This window comes from Bacteroidota bacterium, assembly GCA_008933805.1.
Classification (GTDB): domain Bacteria; phylum Bacteroidota; class Bacteroidia; order UBA8524; family UBA8524; genus SB11.
This window is the reverse complement of sequence record WBUH01000012.1, coordinates 67,695-85,848: the sequence shown is the minus strand read 5'-3', so window position 1 is coordinate 85,848 and position 18,154 is coordinate 67,695. Positions and strand designations below refer to the sequence as shown.

20 protein-coding genes are annotated in these 18,154 nt (G+C 40.4%); 9 read left to right on the top strand and 11 right to left on the bottom strand.

What is annotated here, in order from left to right:
- Nucleotides 1–12 precede the first annotated feature (12 nt).
- The 4 genes from F9K23_12710 to F9K23_12695 all read left to right on the top strand — a co-directional run bounded on the left by F9K23_12710 (nt 13) and on the right by F9K23_12695 (nt 4,852).
- Entirely contained in the window at nt 13–1,407 is a 1,395-nt protein-coding gene (locus F9K23_12710; GenBank protein ID KAB2914978.1) for a hypothetical protein, read from the top strand.
- A gap of 586 nt (nt 1,408–1,993) precedes the next feature.
- Nucleotides 1,994–3,193, top strand: coding sequence for a thiol oxidoreductase (locus tag F9K23_12705; GenBank protein KAB2914977.1), 1,200 nt, complete (start codon nt 1,994–1,996; stop codon nt 3,191–3,193).
- Nucleotides 3,194–3,197: 4 nt separating this feature from the next.
- Entirely contained in the window at nt 3,198–3,626 is a 429-nt protein-coding gene (locus F9K23_12700; protein ID KAB2914976.1) for a Rieske (2Fe-2S) protein, read from the top strand.
- Nucleotides 3,623–4,852, top strand: coding sequence for a hypothetical protein (locus tag F9K23_12695; GenBank protein ID KAB2914975.1), 1,230 nt, complete (start codon nt 3,623–3,625; stop codon nt 4,850–4,852). Before F9K23_12700 ends, F9K23_12695 begins: the two co-directional genes overlap by 4 nt.
- A 5-nt stretch (nt 4,853–4,857) precedes the next feature.
- Here F9K23_12695 and F9K23_12690 read toward each other — a convergent pair whose 3' ends face one another.
- Both F9K23_12690 and F9K23_12685 read right to left on the bottom strand, forming a co-directional pair.
- Nucleotides 4,858–5,565 (bottom strand): hypothetical protein, encoded by a 708-nt coding sequence (locus F9K23_12690; protein KAB2914974.1) that lies wholly within the window; start codon nt 5,563–5,565, stop codon nt 4,858–4,860.
- Nucleotides 5,566–5,663: 98 nt separating this feature from the next.
- Nucleotides 5,664–6,413: a DUF4476 domain-containing protein gene (locus tag F9K23_12685; GenBank protein KAB2914973.1), complete on the bottom strand. Its 750-nt coding sequence runs from the start codon at nt 6,411–6,413 to the stop codon at nt 5,664–5,666.
- Between the two features lie 175 nt (nt 6,414–6,588).
- Here F9K23_12685 and F9K23_12680 point away from each other — a divergent pair, with 175 nt between their 5' ends.
- A complete protein-coding gene (locus F9K23_12680) occupies nt 6,589–7,239 on the top strand; it encodes a vancomycin high temperature exclusion protein (GenBank protein ID KAB2914972.1) in 651 nt (216 codons plus the stop codon).
- Nucleotides 7,240–7,241: 2 nt separating this feature from the next.
- Here F9K23_12680 and nth read toward each other — a convergent pair whose 3' ends face one another.
- The 7 genes from nth to F9K23_12645 form a co-directional block, all read right to left on the bottom strand.
- Nucleotides 7,242–7,898, bottom strand: coding sequence for an endonuclease III (nth, locus tag F9K23_12675; GenBank protein KAB2914971.1), 657 nt, complete (start codon nt 7,896–7,898; stop codon nt 7,242–7,244).
- Nucleotides 7,899–7,999: 101 nt separating this feature from the next.
- The gene (locus tag F9K23_12670; GenBank protein KAB2914970.1) at nt 8,000–8,245 is read right to left on the bottom strand and encodes a hypothetical protein; all 246 of its coding nucleotides are present in this window, start codon (nt 8,243–8,245) and stop codon (nt 8,000–8,002) included.
- A gap of 49 nt (nt 8,246–8,294) precedes the next feature.
- Nucleotides 8,295–8,876 carry a sigma-70 family RNA polymerase sigma factor gene (locus F9K23_12665; GenBank protein ID KAB2914969.1) on the bottom strand — a complete coding sequence of 194 codons (582 nt, stop codon included), beginning with the start codon at nt 8,874–8,876 and terminating at the stop codon, nt 8,295–8,297.
- Between the two features lie 292 nt (nt 8,877–9,168).
- Nucleotides 9,169–10,470, bottom strand: a complete 1,302-nt coding sequence (locus F9K23_12660; GenBank protein ID KAB2914968.1) for a hypothetical protein — start codon at nt 10,468–10,470, stop codon at nt 9,169–9,171.
- 40 nt (nt 10,471–10,510) lie between these two features.
- Nucleotides 10,511–11,116: a bifunctional nuclease family protein gene (locus F9K23_12655; GenBank protein KAB2914967.1), complete on the bottom strand. Its 606-nt coding sequence runs from the start codon at nt 11,114–11,116 to the stop codon at nt 10,511–10,513.
- Nucleotides 11,117–11,143: 27 nt separating this feature from the next.
- Nucleotides 11,144–12,112 carry an electron transfer flavoprotein subunit alpha/FixB family protein gene (locus F9K23_12650; protein KAB2914966.1) on the bottom strand — a complete coding sequence of 323 codons (969 nt, stop codon included), beginning with the start codon at nt 12,110–12,112 and terminating at the stop codon, nt 11,144–11,146.
- A 50-nt stretch (nt 12,113–12,162) separates the two neighbouring features.
- On the bottom strand, nt 12,163–12,900 hold the full coding sequence (locus F9K23_12645) for an electron transfer flavoprotein subunit beta/FixA family protein (protein KAB2914965.1): 738 nt from the start codon (nt 12,898–12,900) through the stop codon (nt 12,163–12,165).
- A gap of 78 nt (nt 12,901–12,978) precedes the next feature.
- Between F9K23_12645 and F9K23_12640 the strand changes: the two genes are divergently transcribed.
- Nucleotides 12,979–13,308: a tetratricopeptide repeat protein gene (locus tag F9K23_12640; GenBank protein KAB2914964.1), complete on the top strand. Its 330-nt coding sequence runs from the start codon at nt 12,979–12,981 to the stop codon at nt 13,306–13,308.
- Nucleotides 13,309–13,330: 22 nt separating this feature from the next.
- Here F9K23_12640 and rocF read toward each other — a convergent pair whose 3' ends face one another.
- Complete coding sequence (gene rocF / locus F9K23_12635; GenBank protein KAB2914963.1) at nt 13,331–14,272, bottom strand: arginase; 942 nt, start codon at nt 14,270–14,272, stop codon at nt 13,331–13,333.
- Nucleotides 14,273–14,404: 132 nt separating this feature from the next.
- Here rocF and F9K23_12630 point away from each other — a divergent pair, with 132 nt between their 5' ends.
- Together F9K23_12630 and F9K23_12625 are read left to right on the top strand one after the other, a co-directional pair.
- Entirely contained in the window at nt 14,405–15,790 is a 1,386-nt protein-coding gene (locus F9K23_12630) for an arginine decarboxylase (GenBank protein KAB2915033.1), read from the top strand.
- Between the two features lie 112 nt (nt 15,791–15,902).
- The gene (locus F9K23_12625) at nt 15,903–16,796 is read left to right on the top strand and encodes a hypothetical protein (GenBank protein ID KAB2914962.1); all 894 of its coding nucleotides are present in this window, start codon (nt 15,903–15,905) and stop codon (nt 16,794–16,796) included.
- A 77-nt stretch (nt 16,797–16,873) separates the two neighbouring features.
- Here the strand turns inward: F9K23_12625 and F9K23_12620 are convergent, their stop codons facing one another.
- Nucleotides 16,874–17,503 (bottom strand): ABC transporter permease, encoded by a 630-nt coding sequence (locus tag F9K23_12620; GenBank protein ID KAB2915032.1) that lies wholly within the window; start codon nt 17,501–17,503, stop codon nt 16,874–16,876.
- Between the two features lie 133 nt (nt 17,504–17,636).
- Between F9K23_12620 and F9K23_12615 the strand changes: the two genes are divergently transcribed.
- On the top strand, nt 17,637–18,104 hold the full coding sequence (locus F9K23_12615; protein KAB2914961.1) for a hypothetical protein: 468 nt from the start codon (nt 17,637–17,639) through the stop codon (nt 18,102–18,104).
- Nucleotides 18,105–18,154: the final 50 nt, after the last annotated feature.

Genomic DNA, 18,154 nt, shown 5'->3' with positions numbered 1-18,154 from the left:
AATTGTTATCAATTGCCACACACTAATTATTCTACACAAGTTTTGTTATTAGGGTACAGTGATGTCTTTGATACACCTCCTGATAAGATAGATACCTATCTAAGTGGTATTAGCCGAACAACTTTATTAAGTGCTGCTGAACACTTCTTAGGATTCAAACCAACAAATAGAGAAAACATCTATGACTTCTTATCATGGTATTGTAGTAAAGAAAATGCTGAATTTGTTGACCAAATTTGTCAGAAGATAAAAGAAAAAGAAAAACGCCTAAACAAGCAATTTAAAATAGTCAACCCATTAGCAAGTTTAAAGCTTTATGAATATTGTTACAATCAAAACGAAGTAGTTGATTCAATAACAAATATTGAGCTTGAGCAAAACATTTTCAAAGCGTATACACTTATTAACGAAACAATCGATAAAAAGGAACTAAGCCATAAGAACAAGTATGAATATCTTGCTGGAGACGAAAAGCTAATCGCTGTTTTCTTAACTCCAAACATAGCCAAAGATGAATTTATAAATTACAATCTACATAACGTTAACATTTGCCAAGTAATAAAATCTGTTCTATTCTTTGAGTTTCTAGAAAAGGAAAAACCAGTATTATTGGAAAGCTTTATTAATAAACTTAATGCCTATGATTGGAAAAACCTTCTTAGAGAACTTATTTCATTTACATGGGTTGTTTTAAATGAAGGGCGTCAAGAAGGCAGGACTACAATTCAAATCTCTAATGAGAGAAATAATAGAGATTGGTTTTGTGATTTCTTAGATAGTTTCGTAAATACGTTTCCTAAATTATCAAATCCTGAAAAAGATTTTATCGAACTAAGAAGTAAGCCATTTTATAGAATGTTAGAAGATTTTACATATAGCATTACTTATCCGCTATTCGCTATTGAGCAGATTCATAAAGGACTATTTTTTAAAGTTTGGGAAGAAGATAAAACATTAAAACATACCAAAGATTTCAGGAGTTTTTATTGTGATTTCTTTTCTGAAAAAGAACTTTTTTATAAAATTCTCAAAAGTTTACTTCCAAATAACTATAAGAAGTTAAGTGGTGAAGAAATTAAACAACGATATAATATTGATGGAGAGCCTGATTTTTATTCAAGAAATGAGGATAATATCTTCATTTTTGAATCGAAAGATATTCTTATCAGTGCTGAGATAAAACATTCATACGACTATGAAGCTATTAAAAGTGAATTACAGAAAAAATTGCTTTTAAACGAAAGAGGCCGAAGAAAAGCAATTATTCAACTTACAGATAATATACATAATACTTTAAATAAAACTTTAAAGTATGATAATGAATACAATAGAAGTAAAGCAAAAATATACCCAATACTCGTTCTTCATGAGAGGATGTTTAATTGCTTGGGTTTAATAAACTTATAAATCAGTGGTTTAAAGAAGAACTAGAAAAAATTAAGAAGGTTGACAAAAAAAATATCAGACCCATAACTGTTATTGATATTGACACTTTGATACTTTATCAAGACTATTTTAAAGACGGTAAACTTAAACTTCACAAGTTAATAGATGAATACCATTCTTACACAGATTTGTCTATCAAAGTCACAACTAAGGAAGCAGTTATTGACAAACTACTATCGTTTCCATCTTACGTAAGCATGAAACACGCAATTAATAGCCCCCCAAAAATGTTTAGGGATTTAGGGACTTCAATTATAGAGCAGGTTTAATAAAGACAATAATTACAAAGTACCCTTTAGGCATAACAAACCGCCCTTGAACTTGGCGTAGGCTTAATGACTTGGATGGCTGTGAAAGAATTGACTAACAACTAATATTTTTATACAATCTTACGCAAACAAAAGCCCTCAGGACTTAAGTCCTGAGGGCTTTTGTAATTTTAACAGATACTGACTTCAGTCCGTATCTCTCCCAATTTAAAAAGTCTTTTCAAAATAATTTGTTAGACGAGTCTAAATTTATATTTTTGCACACAGAAAACAAAACCATGAAAACAAAGTATACACTCATAGGTATTTTAATGCTGTTGACCATCAGCTTTACTGCCTGTGAAAAACTAATCCCGCCCCCGCCCGCCGAGGATGAATTGCTAGACGGACCGGTGGAAGGATTAACCACTGCCGAACACGCCCGCTTTTTGGCCGGCGATGTGGCCTTTAATAACGAGGTATTTACAGCCCAAACCGGCCTAGGCCCCTTTTTTGTAGCCACCTCTTGCGCAAGCTGCCATGCTGGCGACGGTAAAGGGCATCCTTTTACAACTCTTACCCGTTTTGGGCAATCGGACACATTGGGTAATACCTTTTTAGATAAAGGTGGGCCACAGTTGCAAAACAGAGCCATCCCCGGTTATCACCCTGAAAAACTACCTGCTGGTGCTACCTTTTCTAACTTTATGCCGCCTGCAAATACCGGTCTCGGCTTTTTGGCTGCCCTTACAGATGCCCAGTTGCTGGCCATAGCCGACCCAAACGATTTAAACGGCGACGGAATATCGGGCAGACCTAATTACATTGATGCACCAAGCTATTTCACACCCCAATCGTTTCACATACCTATGAACGGCAGGTACATTGGCCGTTTCGGTAAAAAAGCAGCCGCTATTGATTTGTTACATCAAACCGTTAACGCCTATAATCAAGATATGGGGATTACGTCAACGTTTAATCCCATCGACCAATATACCCAACAAACTGCCGACCCTGAGGTTTCTGACAACGTAGTGCACGATGTAGTGTTTTACTTGCGAACGCTAAAAGCACCTATACAACGTACACCAAACAATACCGATATAGTAAACGGCAGGGTGTTGTTTGCTTCAGTGGGTTGCGCACAATGCCATACTCCGCAATGGACTACGCCGACATCGGATATTGAAGCGTTATCAAACAAAACGTTTTACCCCTATACCGATTTGTTGTTACACGATATGGGACCTGCCCTTGACGATAACTATACAGAAGGTATTGCCACCACATCCGAGTGGCGCACCCCTCCCCTATGGGGCATCGGGCTTTCGCCCAACTCGCAGGGTGGGAATTATTTTCTTATGCACGACGGCAGGGCACGCACTATTAATGAGGCTATATTGTTACACGGCGGTGAAGCCACAGGCAGCACCACCCAATACAAGCAACTAACCGAGGCTGAAAAAGCATTACTAATCAAGTTCATCGAATCCTTATAAAAAGATGGACCGTAAAGAATTTATAAAGCTTTGTGGAGTGGGCTGTTTAGGCTTGGCTACCATGTCTTTACTGCAAAGCTGCGGAGGTATGAAGTACTACACCGCTGCCTTAGAAAACGGAGCATTAAAAATCCCTTTGTCGGCCTTTGAAGGAGGTGAGAAAAAACATTTGCCCCATGTAATTGCCCAAAACGACCAATTGCAATACCCTATTTGTGTGTATCGCTTTGGAGAAAAAGAATACAGTGCACTGCTGATGCAATGCACTCATCAAGGGGCAGAATTGCAAGTATTTGGCGACAGACTTCAATGTCCTGCACACGGCAGCGAATTTACCTCCAAAGGCGAGGTGCAAAACGGCCCCGCCGACCAACATTTAAGAACTTTTGAGGTATTGATTGAAAACGAATACATACGCGTACTTTTAAAATGAACAAATTACTGATAGCCGCATTGATGGTAATAGCCACCACTATTGCCCGTGCGCAAATGGATAGCTCACTCTTAAAAAGAGTCCCGACCGATACATCAAAACAAACCGGGATGAATATGGACGCTGTATACAACCGTCCCTTTTTGCAAGTGAACAAAGTACCTGTATCGCTGGGTGGCTATGTTGAGGCTCAGTACCAATACATTGGCACAGATGGCGTAACGGATGGTCACAGTTTTAGTTTACCCCGTATGACACTGTTTGTAGCGTCATCTCTACACCGTAGGATTAAATTTTTATCGGAAATAGAACTGGAAGAAGGCGGAAAGGAACTATCAATTGAGTTTGCCGCAATGGACATCAGTTTTAACCCGTTGTTAAACCTGCGAGGCGGAGTAATAATGAACCCCATTGGGGCATTTAACCAAAACCACGACGGCCCTAAATGGGAGTTTACCGACCGTCCTATCGCTATGACCCAGATGTTGCCCGCAACGTGGAGCAATGTTGGGTTTGGATTGTATGGTAAACAGTACCGCAAAAACTGGGCATTTGGATATGAAGCCTACCTTACCAACGGTTTTAACAACGACATTATAAGCAATACTGAGAATAAAACATTTTTACCCGCATCAAAAGCAAGTAAAGAACGTTTTGAAGAAAGTAGCAACGGAAAACCATTGCTAACGGTTAAAGGAGCCGTTCGTCACTCAAAAATCGGAGAGATTGGTCTATCGTATATGGGTGGAGTTTATAATAAGTTTGAAGAGGATGGTTTGCGTTTAGATAAACAACGCCGCTTAAACGTATTTGCCATAGACTTTAACACTACCTTACCTAAACTAAACACCTACATTGTTGGTGAATGGGCGTGGATAAACGTGGATGTACCCGAAACATACAGCCAACAATACGGAAACAGGCAACAAGGCGGTTTTATTGATTTTGTTCAACCGGTGTATAAAAAGAAAATGTTTGGGTTTGACAAGCCGATTTGGAGTGTGGCGCTTAGGTTGGAATATGTAGATTGGAACGTTGGTAAGTTTAAAGAAACTAACACCAACATAGCCGAAGATTTGTGGGGCATAGTACCGGGCATTAGTTTCAGGCCTGTGCAGCAAACTGTTTTGCGCCTTAACTACCGCTATATGCAACAACGCGATATTTTGGGCAACCCTCCTGCTAATACAGGCGGCATACAAGTGGGTATATCGTCTTATTTCTAAGCCTTTTACTCCATCCGTTTACTCAAAATCCAGTTTTTCATCATGGCATCATCCAGTATTTTGCCAATTACCCTGTATCCTGAGCTCTTCAACGGGTTATGGCTATCCAGTTCTTGCGCCATTACACCTTCTTGCGGCAAATAGTAATTAGAGTGTACAAAACGGATTACTTTACCATCGTTATAGATAAAGCCCGTATGGTTATCAAGTCCTACGACATATAACCCCTTACCTGCTTGTTGAATATATTCTTCAACCTCAGATACAGGACGGTTGATAATGTGTTTCAATTTCTTGGTCATACCTTTTATCATCGTTTCAGAGGCAACACAAGCCCACTTTACTCTTGGGATATTAAACCCTGCATCTTCAAGCACAGTAGTTACAAAATACCCACAGGCAATCGCTCCTTCTTTGGGGGTTCTGGTAGTTCCATGAAACTCCCATGCTGTGCCGTACCAATGCCCGAAATAATCTTTAATAATTAACGTAGATAGTGTATCGTGTGCGGCTTTTAGTAGCGAGTCTTTTTGACTTTCTGATGCTGATTTGTATGCTGTATTGAACTCCGCTTTTAACTCTTTCACAAAACTCTTCAATGTGTCATACGATTCAAATCGACTCACCTCTTGTGCCTCGTTGCTTCCGCAAGCACAAAACAACAACAGCAGTGTCAACAATTTAAGGTTCAGGCTGTTTAAATTAAAACCCATCGGTAGCTAATGTAACGATAAATCCTATCATTCTATTTCAACAAAAAAAAGCCCGAAAGTTTGTTTCAACCTTCGGGCTTTGAAATTATGTAAATCAATTACTTAGAAGCAATGTATTTCTCTAATTCGTCTGCATAAGAGCTAAAGCTGAAAGCATCGCCTACTGCAAAAAAGTTAGCTTTATCGTAGCTCATATCGTAGGCATATTTTGCTACATCCAGTTTATAACTGTCAAATGAAAAGGTTAGCAATAACTGTTTCACTTGTTGGGCAGTATAGTGGTTGCTCTTTAAAGCATTTTTAGCGGTTAACACTTTTTTGCTGTCAAACGTAACATTCTTAAGACGCTTCACCAAGTCATCAGCTTGTTGTTGAGTGGCAAATACAATTTGTGGTTGCTGAGGGGTTGGACACACATTAGGCAAGGGTTGTGGGTTGACAGGAGGAATTTGACCAATAGCCTCGCGTTGGGTAATACGCAACACCCCATAAGCATCAACGGTTGCAAACAATCGGGTATTGGCCTCAAAGTTTACAGCACCGTTGTAAGTAGTTTGCCATGCACTTCCGTTAGTCGTAGTTGTCATGTAACGTACGCTCACCATTTGCAAGCCGGCGCTCATGTTTTCAAGAAAAAACTGGCTGCCGTAAAAGTTCAGGCTTTGTGCCCCAATAGTAATGGTGTAGTTATTTGTTGCAGGAAAGGTAAGATGCAGCGCGGCTGTAGCTGAGCTTGCGGGGTAGTACACCTGATTGTTTTGTTGGTGATTGTGAAATACGCTTCCCCATTGTGCAAAAGCAGCAGTGAAAAACAAAATAAGCGAGAGAGTTGTGTAGATTTTTTTCATAATTGTGTTCTCCTTTCCTCTTAGCGGCTGCTAAGATTTTGTATAGTATAGAATACACTTTTTGTGCCAATCCGTAAATCACAGGCTAAAACCCTTACTACACAAGGGGAAACAAATCAATCATATTTCCTCAAAAAAATATTTACCGAGTGTTTTTTTAAATATTTTTGAACTGATGAAAAAGCTGTACAAAAAGATATTCCTATACTTTCTGCTTTTCTTGGCCGTTATCACAGCATTTATTGCTTGGGCTAATCATCATGTGGAATCAAAAGCTAAAAACCACCTTTACAAAACCGCTGCGGAGGTTCCCGCAACCAACGTGGGATTGGTATTAGGCACTTCACGCAAACTTATAAACGGACACAATAATTTATACTTTGAATACCGCATAAAAGCGGCTGTAGAACTGTTTAAATCAGGCAAAGTGAAACACCTGCTGGTAAGCGGTGATAATCATATAAAAGGGTACGATGAACCCGAAGACATGAGACAGGCTCTTATTGCCGCCGGAGTACCGGATAGTTGCATCACATTGGATTATGCAGGTTTCAGAACCTTAGACTCCATTATCCGCTGCTGGAAAGTGTTCGGGCAAACAAATTTTGTTGTGATATCACAAGAGTTTCATAACGAAAGAGCCGTATTTCTTGCCTCTTGCTACGGGTTAAGTATTTCTGCCTACAACGCCCAAAACGTTGATAATTACTATGGGTTGCGCACCCAAATACGGGAGTATTTTGCCCGTGTAAAGGCTATTTTAGATGTTTATGTGCTGAAAAAGAAACCGAAGTTTTTAGGAGAGCCTGTACAAATCAAACTGTAAAATCAGCTCACAATTCCTTTAGCAATATTCTTTTCAAAGTATTTACAAAAGCTATTCATGCCGCATATTTCGCATTTTGGCTTGCGGGCTACACAAACATACCTTCCGTGTAAGATAAGCCAATGATGGGCCGTAGCAATGTGTTTTTCGGGTATATACTTCACCAGCTGTTTCTCAGTTTCAAGCGGGGTTTTAGCATTTGTAGTTAATCCCAATCGCGCCGATACCCTGAAAACATGGGTATCAACAGCCATTGCAGGCATGTTGTAAATCACACTGGCTATTACATTGGCCGTTTTACGCCCCACTCCTGGCAACTTTTGCAACTCTTTAATATCAGCAGGTATTTCACCGCCAAAATCATTCAGCAGCATATTAGCCATGCCAATTAGGTGCTTGGTTTTGTTATTGGGATAACTGATGGATTTGATATAGGGAAACAACTCATCAAAGTTGGTTGCTGCAAGAGCTTCAGGATTTGGAAATGCTGCAAATAAGGCCGGGGTAACAATGTTTACCCTTTTATCGGTGCATTGGGCAGATAAAATAACCGCTACCAACAATTCAAACGGGTTGGTATAATGCAATTCGGTTTCTACTTGCGGATGGTTCTCGAGCTGAAATTCGATGAATTTTTTAAATCGTTCGCTTTTTTGCACAAAGCAAAATAAGGGAATTTTAAGAGATTGGCCTAATACGGATTACACACAGCTTACAGGGCAAATAAAAAACTTGCCTAAAACTATATAGGGTAGATACGCTATTCCGCGTGGTGCTCGGGGGCCGAGTGATAACTTGCCGAGTAATCCATCACCATGTTTATGGTAGTGGCATCCGGCTCAAACTGCTCAGCATCCAGTCGTTCTTTAGTTTCTTTCAACTTCTGGAACTCTGCCCTCAAAGCAACATCGGTAATTAGTTGTTCGGTAAGTACTGCGGCCTTGTCAGCATTCATCTCGCCATACAAAAACAGCAGTAAATCATTAGTAGTAAAGTTAGAGTTCATAGGCGTAAAACCTGTTTGTACACTCTAACGAATTTATTTTAAAAATATTTCAATGCAAACTAATTTCTTTTTCAAGCATCATTTTACGCAGGTTGTTCAATGCATATCGCATACGTCCCAGCGCGGTATTTATGCTCACTTGGGTTAAGTCGGCAATTTCTTTAAAACTTAAATCCCCATAGTGGCGCAATACCAATACTTGTTTTTGTTCTTCAGGCAAAAGGTTAATAAGCTGCCTCAATTGTTTTTCAGTTTGGCGACGGATAATTTGTTCCTCGCGGTTTTCATCAGCCAGCTCAATGTACCTGAAAATATCTTCGCCATCACTATCGGTAATAGTTGGGGTACGTTTTGCCTTACGGAAATAATCAATGGCAAGGTTGCGGGCAATACGAACTACCCAAGGAAGGAATTTACCCTCTTCGTTGTACTTCTCATGCTTAAGCATCTGTATTACCTTAATGAAGGTCTCCTGAAAAAGGTCTTCAGCAATGTAACGGTCATTTACGATAAGGTAAATGGTAGTAAAGATTTTACGCTTGTGACGCTTAATAAGCATCTCTAGACAGGGCTCGTTTCCACTAACGTAGAGCTGAACCAACTCATGGTCGCTGATTTGTTGGATTTTCATAAAACCTCCTTTAAACCTGATTAAGTATTTAAAAAACTTGTGCCTTTGCAGGCAATAAACAAAGTAGAGGTTTTATTCTATAGGCGTTATCAGAAATTAGGTTTAACTATTGTTTATGTAAATTTAGTGAAAAATAGTTTTAAAAATGCAAGGCCTGCTAATTTTTTTTATCGAAAAACTTGTTTAAGTGCAACTTTTCACAAAAGAGTTTCGTCTGAAAGTGCCTTTTACTAAGGCGAAAGTGCATTTGTAAGAAGAATGAAATATTTTTTAGAAGCCTTCGTTTTAAGGCTTAATAGAACATGCCCACAATGGCTGCGGTGAGCAAACAGGCAATTGTACCGCCCAATAATGCCCTTAGCCCCAGTTGAGACAATAAAGTCCGTTTATCGGGAGCTAACGAACCTATACCCCCAATTTGAATGCCGATAGAAGCAAAATTTGAGAAGCCGCAAAGAGCGTACGTAGTGATAACGATGGTTTTGGTATCAACTATTACCCCTGCGTTTTTAAGGTTACCAAAACTGGTGTAGGCATAAAACTCGTTAAGAATGGTTTTCTCACCCAATAATTGCCCTACGGTAAATATATCGTTGTTGTTTACCCCGATAAGCCATGCAACAGGCGAAAACAGATGGCCCAACAAAAACTGAAATGAAAGCTCTTTGTACATTCCGCCCGTTCCGGCAGCAATGGCCTCGTTCAGTCCGGTCAAATCCCCTACCCCAATCAGTATTGAGTTTAATAAGTATATCAACGCCGTAAATACCAAAAGCATAGCTCCTACGTTTACGGCAAGTTTCAACCCTTCGGTAGTACCTATCGAAACAGACTCTAATATGTTTGTGCCGAGCTTTTCGTTATTCACTTTAAGGCTGCTGTCAAATTCTTCGGTTTCAGGCACAATAAGCTTGGCGGCCACAATGGCTGCCGGAGCCGACATTAGTGATGCTGTAAGTAAGTGTGTGGCAAAAAACCGTTGCATTTCAGGGTCATTTCCACCCAAAAAGCCGATAAATGCCGACATAACACCGCCTGCAATAGTAGCCATCCCTCCCGTCATAAGACATAACATTTCGCTACGAGTCATTTTGGGGATATAGGGTTTTATCACCAAAGGGGCTTCGGTTTGGCCCACAAAAACGTTGGCTGCTGCGGCAAGGCTTTCGGCACCTGATAAACGCATGGTTTTTTTCATTACCCACGCAATACCGTAAACTACTTTTTGCAGAATGCCTAAATAATATAATAATGAGGTAAGGGCTGAGAAAAAAACAACGGTAGGCAGAATTTTAAACGCGAAAAGAATTCCGTAGTTCTCGGTATCCGTTACCAATTCACCAAACAAAAACTCGGAGCCTTTATTGGTAAACTCAAGTACCTTAACAAATCCGTTACCGATAGTATTGAAAAACGCCCAAAAGAAATCAACTTTTAATACCAGCACTGCAAACACAACTTGCAATAAAAGACCTGCAAGTATCAACCTCCAGTTTATTTGCTTACGGTTGCTGCTAAACACCCAACCTACTGCAACTAAAAACGCTACACCTAATAACCCGCGTAAAATGCTAATTAATGAAAGTTCAGGCATTGGTTAATAGGTTATAGGTTAAAATAAGTACATAGTGGTATTACCTGCGCTTTCGAATTTCGTCCCTAATGCGTGCCGCTCGTTCGTAGTCTTCAACTTCTTCAGCTTCTTCCAGCATCGATTCTAATTCACTCATGGTGTAATTAGAGTAATCGTTTTGGCCGGGTGCACGTTTTAAAACAGGCTCTTCTTGTGGTGGAGATGCCGGACGGGCAGGACCTTCTTCGTCCTCCTCGTCACCTTGCAGGTTAATACCTGCCATTTCCATGATATGTTCAAAGGTGGTAACGGGGCAATTGAAACGCACCGCCAATGCAATGGCATCGCTGGTGCGCGCATCAATTTCGTGCCGCTCATTACCCATTTTGCAAATTATCTTTGAATAGAATACCCCCTCGATAAGGTTGTATATAACTACTTCATCTACTTCAATGTTGAAAGTACGGCAAAACGAGATAAAAAGGTCATGAGTCATTGGCCTGAAAGGCACAATTTTTTCAATCTCAATCGCAATAGCTTGTGCTTCAAAACTGCCGATAATTATTGGCAGTTTGCGGTCGCCTTGCGTTTCACCCAAAATAAGGGTGTATGAGCCGTGCGTTTGCCCTGACGTAAGTCCTACTATTTCAAGCCGTATTTTTTGCATCAGCAGTGGGGCTTCTATGTCTTTCTTTTAGTTAGATGTAGCTTTTAGTTTTTTAGCTGCTTCAATAAGTTTGGGCACAATCTCAAAAGCATCGCCCACAATACCGTAATCGGCAGCTTTAAAAAACGGAGCTTCGGGATCTTTATTCACAGCTACAATCACTTTGCTTGAGCTAACGCCTGCCAAGTGCTGTATTGCACCTGAAATACCCACCGCAATATACAAGTTGGGTTTAATGGTAATCCCTGTTTGGCCTACGTGTTCATCGTGCGGCCTCCAGTGCATATCGCTCACAGGTTTTGAGCAAGCTGTGGCAGCACCCAAAGTAGCAGCAAGTTCTTCAATCATTCCCCAATTTTCGGGGCCTTTCATACCACGTCCAGCTGAAACTACTAATTCAGCTTCAGTCAAAGGTATTTTACCTGTTACACGGTTCACCTCAACAGTTTGGGTTTTCCATGCATCAGCACCCACTTGGGCATCGTGGTTTATAACAGCAGCTTCGCCGCCGTAGTTATTTATTTGGTATGAGTTGGGGGTAATAGCCAATACTTTAGTAGCAGTAGTTACTGTTACATCTGCAAATGCTTTACCTGAAAACACACTTTTACGTACTACAAAGCCGTTTGATGTGGTTGGCAACGCAACAACACCCGATGCAATACCGGCATCAAGTTTCACAGCAACACGTGGGGCAACTGATTTGCCTGTGTAGGTGTTTGATATAATAACAGCTTGTGCGCTTTCTTTTTTAGCTACTTCTGCAATAGCCGCGCTATAAGCTTCGGGGGTAAATTTATCAAGGTTAATAGCATATACCGCTTCGGCACCGTTATTACCTAATGCCTTCAAATCGGCTTCGGCAACATTGCCTATTGATACGGCAATGGTTTTGGTTCCTAATAATGTAGCGGTTTCTTTGGCATACGAAACTGCCTCAAGAGTAGATTTTTTAAACTTTCCGTCAACGCTCTCAGCAAATACCAGTACTGACATATCTTATCTTTTCTGATTAATAAAGGTACAACTTTTTTTCAATTTCCGTATTAGATAACCTTTGCCTCGTTGTGCAATAACGCTATCAATTCGCCTGCATTTTCAGCAGCAATCATTTTGCAACCTGCTTTGGCTGCGGGTAGTTCAAACGCATTAAACGCAGAGGCCGCTTTGTGTGCACTTGGCTCAACAACTGCCAAAGGCTTTGTACGTGCTGCCATAATACCACGCATGTTTGGAATACGAGGCTCGGTTAGCTCTTTTTGTGCGCTGGCAACTATGGGTAATGCTACTTTCACGGTTTCTTTACCACCGTCAATATCACGCACTAGGATTGCTTCGCCACCTGCTACATCTATTTTGGTAACAACGTTCACGCTGGGTATGCCCAACATTTCAGCCAACAAACCACACACCAAACCACCGTTATAATCAATACTTTCACGTCCGGTAAGTATCAAATCAAAACCTTTGTCTTTAGCATAAGCAGCTATTTCAGCAGCTACAAAAAAAGCATCGGTTGGGTTGGCATTAATACGCACCGCATCGTTTGCACCAATTGCCAATGCCTTGCGAATGTTAGCTTCAGCATCAGCAAGCCCTACGGTTATTGCAGTAACTGTTCCTCCGCCGGCCTCGGTAATTTCAAGGGCACGGGTCAGAGCCAGTTCATCGTACGGATTGATAATAAACTGCACACCGGCAGCATTAAATTTGGTATTATTATCGGTGAAGGTGATTTTTGTGGTCGTATCGGGAACAACACTAATACAAACTAAAATTTTCATTCAAACAGTATTATTTAACTTGGGTTAGTTTAGTTGGGTCCTGTTTTTTTAAAAGGACTGCAAAGGTATTGAAAAAAGATGGAAAACAAGCGGGTAATACAACTGAAACAGTTTTTGGCTGATACGCCGAACGATGCGTTTTTAAACTATGCATTAGCCATAGAATATGTAGGCATGGGTAATGACGGTGAGGCAAAAACGATTTTTGAAACTCTATACAACACACAACCTGACTACACGGCCACTTATTACCATTTAGGTAAATTGTATGAGCGTGAAAACAGGAAAGAAGAAGCCGAAGCCATATACCGCAAAGGCATAACAGCTACTATGAAAAAGCGGGAACAACACGCCATGGCCGAGCTGCAAAATGCGCTTGCCAATTTGTGGATTGATGATGAAGATTAGTTGGGAAACTTTTAGAAGGGTGTTACAACACCTCTTCTAAAATCTCAAGGGCGGCGCGAGCCATTTTGTTTTCGCTATCCAACAAAGGATTAATTTCTGTAATCTCTAAGGCGATAGTTTTGGGGTCGCGCAGCAAGTTATACAGCAGCGTTTTAGCCTCGTACAAATTCAGGCCTTCTGGATAAGGTGTGCCTGTGCCCACAGAAACGCTTGGGTCTAAGCTGTCAACATCAAACGATACGTATAAAATATCGCAGTTTTTAAGGTATTCCAGTGTCTCTTTTGCCACTTTCTCAATACCAATTTCCTTTACCTCTTTAGGGGTATAAAACTCAATATTTAAGTTATCAATCACCTCCCACTCTTGGCGTTCAAGATCGCGTATATCTATATACACAATATCACTTGGCAGTATTTTAGGACTGATCCCCTTGCTACCGGCGTATTTCAACTCGTTCCAATACTCCATTGTAGCCTCGTCTTCTTCGTTAATAGCGTTCTCGCGGTTATCAATCCCTAACGAAACAGCCATTGGCATACCGTGCACATTTCCCGAAGGGGTGGTAAGCGGTGAATGAATATCGGCGTGGGCATCAATCCAAATCACACCCAACCTTTTATCGTCGTAATAGTTTTTAATACCGGCAATACTTCCTGCGGCATTACTATGGTCGCCTGAAAAAATCAACGGAAACTCACCTTCGCTCAATGTTTTTTCTACCTCAAGTGCTATTGAGTTAATTATCTGTGATATAGAGTCGATATTTTTTGCATCTTCATACGCCGTGTTGTGGCTCAACATGTAGTTAAGGTCACCAACCCGCGCTGTTAAATATTTGTTAATTTTTTTTCGCCCTTTGTTCATGTCGGCAAAGCGTAATGCCGTTGGACCTAGACTTGAACCGCGTGTACCTGCACCTAATTCAGAAGGAACCTCAATAACCTTTATTCTTCGTGTGCTCATTTAAAAAACTCCTTAGTTTTATAGTCAGCTTCGTTATACTTTTGCGCCTGTTTTTTAAAAACAATTTGTACAGTAACTAAAATACAACTGAAATAAATTAACACAATAATACGAAAATTAGGGCAGCAAATGATTAAGAACAGATATATCGACCTTATTGAGCAAACTTTTTACTTCCCCCGTCACGGGTTTGATTTAAAAAACTTTGAGCTTACTTTTCACGATATTCCGTTGATGGAGATGATTGAGGAGTACGGAACCCCATTAAAATTTACGTACCTGCCCAAAGTGGGGATGCAGATTGAAAAATCGAACACATTATTTGAAAATGCAATTTCTAAATATAGTTATAACGCCGGCTATAAGTATTGCTACTGCACCAAAAGCTCACATTTTAATTTTATAATAGAAGAAGCTCTTAAGCACAATGTAGGGCTTGAAACTTCTTCTTCGTTTGATTTAGATATTATTAAACACCTGAACCAAAAAGGGCTATTACCCAAAGACCGCGAAATAATTTGCAATGGCTACAAAACCGAAGAGTATGCCCGCAAAATTGTTGAAATGGTAGAGCTTGGTTTTGTAAACCTTGTTGCGGTGTTAGATAATCCCTCAGAGCTTGATTTGTACACAAAATACCCAACCACTATAAATTTAGGGATACGTATTGCTACTGAAGAAGAGCCTAACTCTTCGTTTTATACCTCACGTTTAGGGCTTAGTTCAAAAAAAGCGGTGGAGTTTTATGAATCACGCATAAAAAATGATGCCCGCTATTCACTAAAACTAATGCACTTTTTTGTGAATACAGGTATTAAAGACACCACGTATTACTGGAGTGAGTTATCGAGGTTGATAAACGTTTACTGCGATTTGAAAAAAGTAGCCCCCGAATTGGAAGGGCTGGATATAGGCGGCGGTATGCCTATTTATACCACACTGGGCGTTGAGCATGATTATGCGTACATGATTGACCAGATAGTGATGTATATAAAAACCATCTGCGACGACTGCGGTGTAGCCGAACCAACTATTTATAGCGAGTTTGGACAATATACTGTTGGTGAAAGCGGCGGCACCATATACTCTATTATAGGCCAAAAAGAGCAAAACGATAAAGAGCTGTGGTACATGATTGACAGCTCATTTATTACTACCCTGCCCGATACTTGGGGCATAGGCCAAAAGTTTATTCTGTTGGCTATCAATATGTGGGATAAGCCGTTCCAACGTATTAACCTTGGAGGTATCACTTGCGACGGTCAGGATTATTATAACAGCGACACCCATACCAACCAGGTGTTTATGCCTGTGATTAATGAAGGTGAGAAACTGTACATGGGTTTCTTTCACACAGGAGCCTACCAAGAAAGTATTGGCGGCTACGGAGGTATACAACACTGTTTGATACCTGCGCCCAAGCATGTGATTGTTGATAAGGTTGACGGTAAGCTTACCTATCGCCTGTTTGCACCAGAGCAAACTGCTGAAAGCATGATGAAGGTATTGGGCTATTAATCTATTAATAAGCCCGATTACTTATTTCACAACGCATACTATACTAAACACCCTGCTTTTGTTGTTTAAAAAGTATAGGGCAAAGCCTTTAGTTTTGTAATTAACCAAAAAAATGAAGACTATGGAAGAGAACAAATCATCGGGCAACAAGGCAATACTGATTGTGTTGTTGTTGCTATTGTTGGGCTCGCTGGCCGGCAATTTTTACTTGTACAAAGCAAGAGGTACCGGCGAAGTGATTATTCAAGAGAAAGAAGTGGTAATTGACAGTTTGGTGGATGCCCGCGTGAGTGTGGAAGGAGAATTAAAAGCGGCACAGGCCGAACTGGAAAGTTACAGGGGAAGCAACGAAGAACTGAACAAGTTACTGGATGAAGCCAAAGAAAAACTGAAGCAGCGCGAAGGCAGAATTAAAGCCATGGTGAAGGACAAAAAATCAATGGATAAATTGATTGAAGACCTTAAAAAAGAGCTTGAAGAAATTAAAGCACTTAGAGACCAATACCTTGAGAAGATTGATGAACTGGCTGCTGAAAACGAACAACTGAAAAACACCCTTACTCTTGTAAGCCAAAGCAAAGACTCGCTGCAAAGCCAGATTAACGATGCCTCGGCACTTAAAATTGAGTACGTAAAGGTGAACACCTTTAAACTACGCTACAACGGCAAACCTGTTGAAACAGGATTGGCTCGTCGTACTGAGAAGTTTGAAGTGTGCTTTAGTGTAATGGACAACAAGCTTGCTAAACCGGGCGAACATACAGTTTACCTGCGTGTAACTCAACCCGAAGGCGGTGTGCTGGGCGAAAAGGGTAAGTTTACCGTAAAAGGTAAAGGTATTGAAACCGGCTATACCGGTGCTGAAACCTTTGACTACACTAAAACCAAAAAGGATTTCTGTATGAACTTTACCGACGAGAAATATAAATTCCCTAAAGGAACTTATATGGTTGATATCTTTATCGACGGTGAACTGCATACCAGCGGTTACTATGAGTTGAAGTAATATTTCACTTAAAACAATATAAATAAGAAAGGCGTGCCATTTGGCAAGCCTTTCTTATTTATAGGCTAGACGTTATTTTATTCTTTCCACAAAAAAGAAAATAGCACATACGCCATAGCAGATATAGCCATGTAAAAGGCAAAGAGCACAAGGCAGTCGCGAAGGATGATATCGTTTGATAAACCGTCGATGGCTGCTTTTGATGCTTTTATAGTTACCAGCAACAAGGGTATAATTGAAGGAATACTAAGCACAGGCATTAGTAAATTACTATTCCCTGCTTTTGATGCAATAGCAGAAGTCATTGACATTACTGCCGAAAAGCCCAAACTACCTAACAACGTAACCAATAAAAACATCCCGATGTTATCGGCCATGTTGCCCATTAATAAGGTGTAGAACACAAAGCAAAGGCCGCACATTACCATCATTAGTAAGCTATTGTACAACGTTTTTGAAACTATAATAGCTTGCGGACTGGCTAACTGATAGTAATACAACCAACGCCCCCTACCCTCTTGTATAAAACTTTTTGCAGCACTGCTAACCGAGGTAAACAAAATAATTATCCAAAAAATGGCGTTCCACGTAGGTTTGTCAGAAATTTTTACCGAAAGATAGGTTACAAATACAGCCGCCACCACATACAGCAAAATACCGTTAAGAGCGTAGCGTTGTCGCCACTCCTGCCGCATATCTTTAGCCATCAGGTGCTTAACTTCTGATAATAGTTGTGCCATAGCGCAAAGGTAGTTTCAAAAAAGCATCCTTGCCTAATTTGCATCAAAAGGGTTTTAGTTACTGATTTTGTTTAATTTTGACGGCTGAAAAAATAATGCGATGATATACGAATTTGAACCCCTTACACAAGACGAAAAAGAAATGATGCTGAAGGCTCCTGCACTTATTGCAGTATTGATTGCCGGTGCTGATAACACCATTGAGCAACAAGAGCTGAACCACGCAGTGAAATTGGTTAATATTAAAGCGTTTTCAGAAAAATTGGATTTGCAACCCTATTACCACGAGGTCGAGAACACCATACAACAAGATATTGAAGAAGCTATTGCAGCTTTGCCTCAATCATCGGCAGAAAGAAATGCTATTATTAATGATGAACTGGCTAAACTTAATACCGTGTTGCCACGTTTGAAACACAAGTTTGCTCACGATATTTACAATAGCTGGAAAACATTTGCACACAGCATAGCCCGCTCATGGGGTGGTATTTTGGGCATCAACGCTGTAAGCGAGCACGAAAAACAATGGATCGATCTTCCGATGATTAACGAGCCAATGGCCGCTTAGTCATTTTATACTTTATTATAATTTTCACCTTTGCAGCATACCTGCAACTA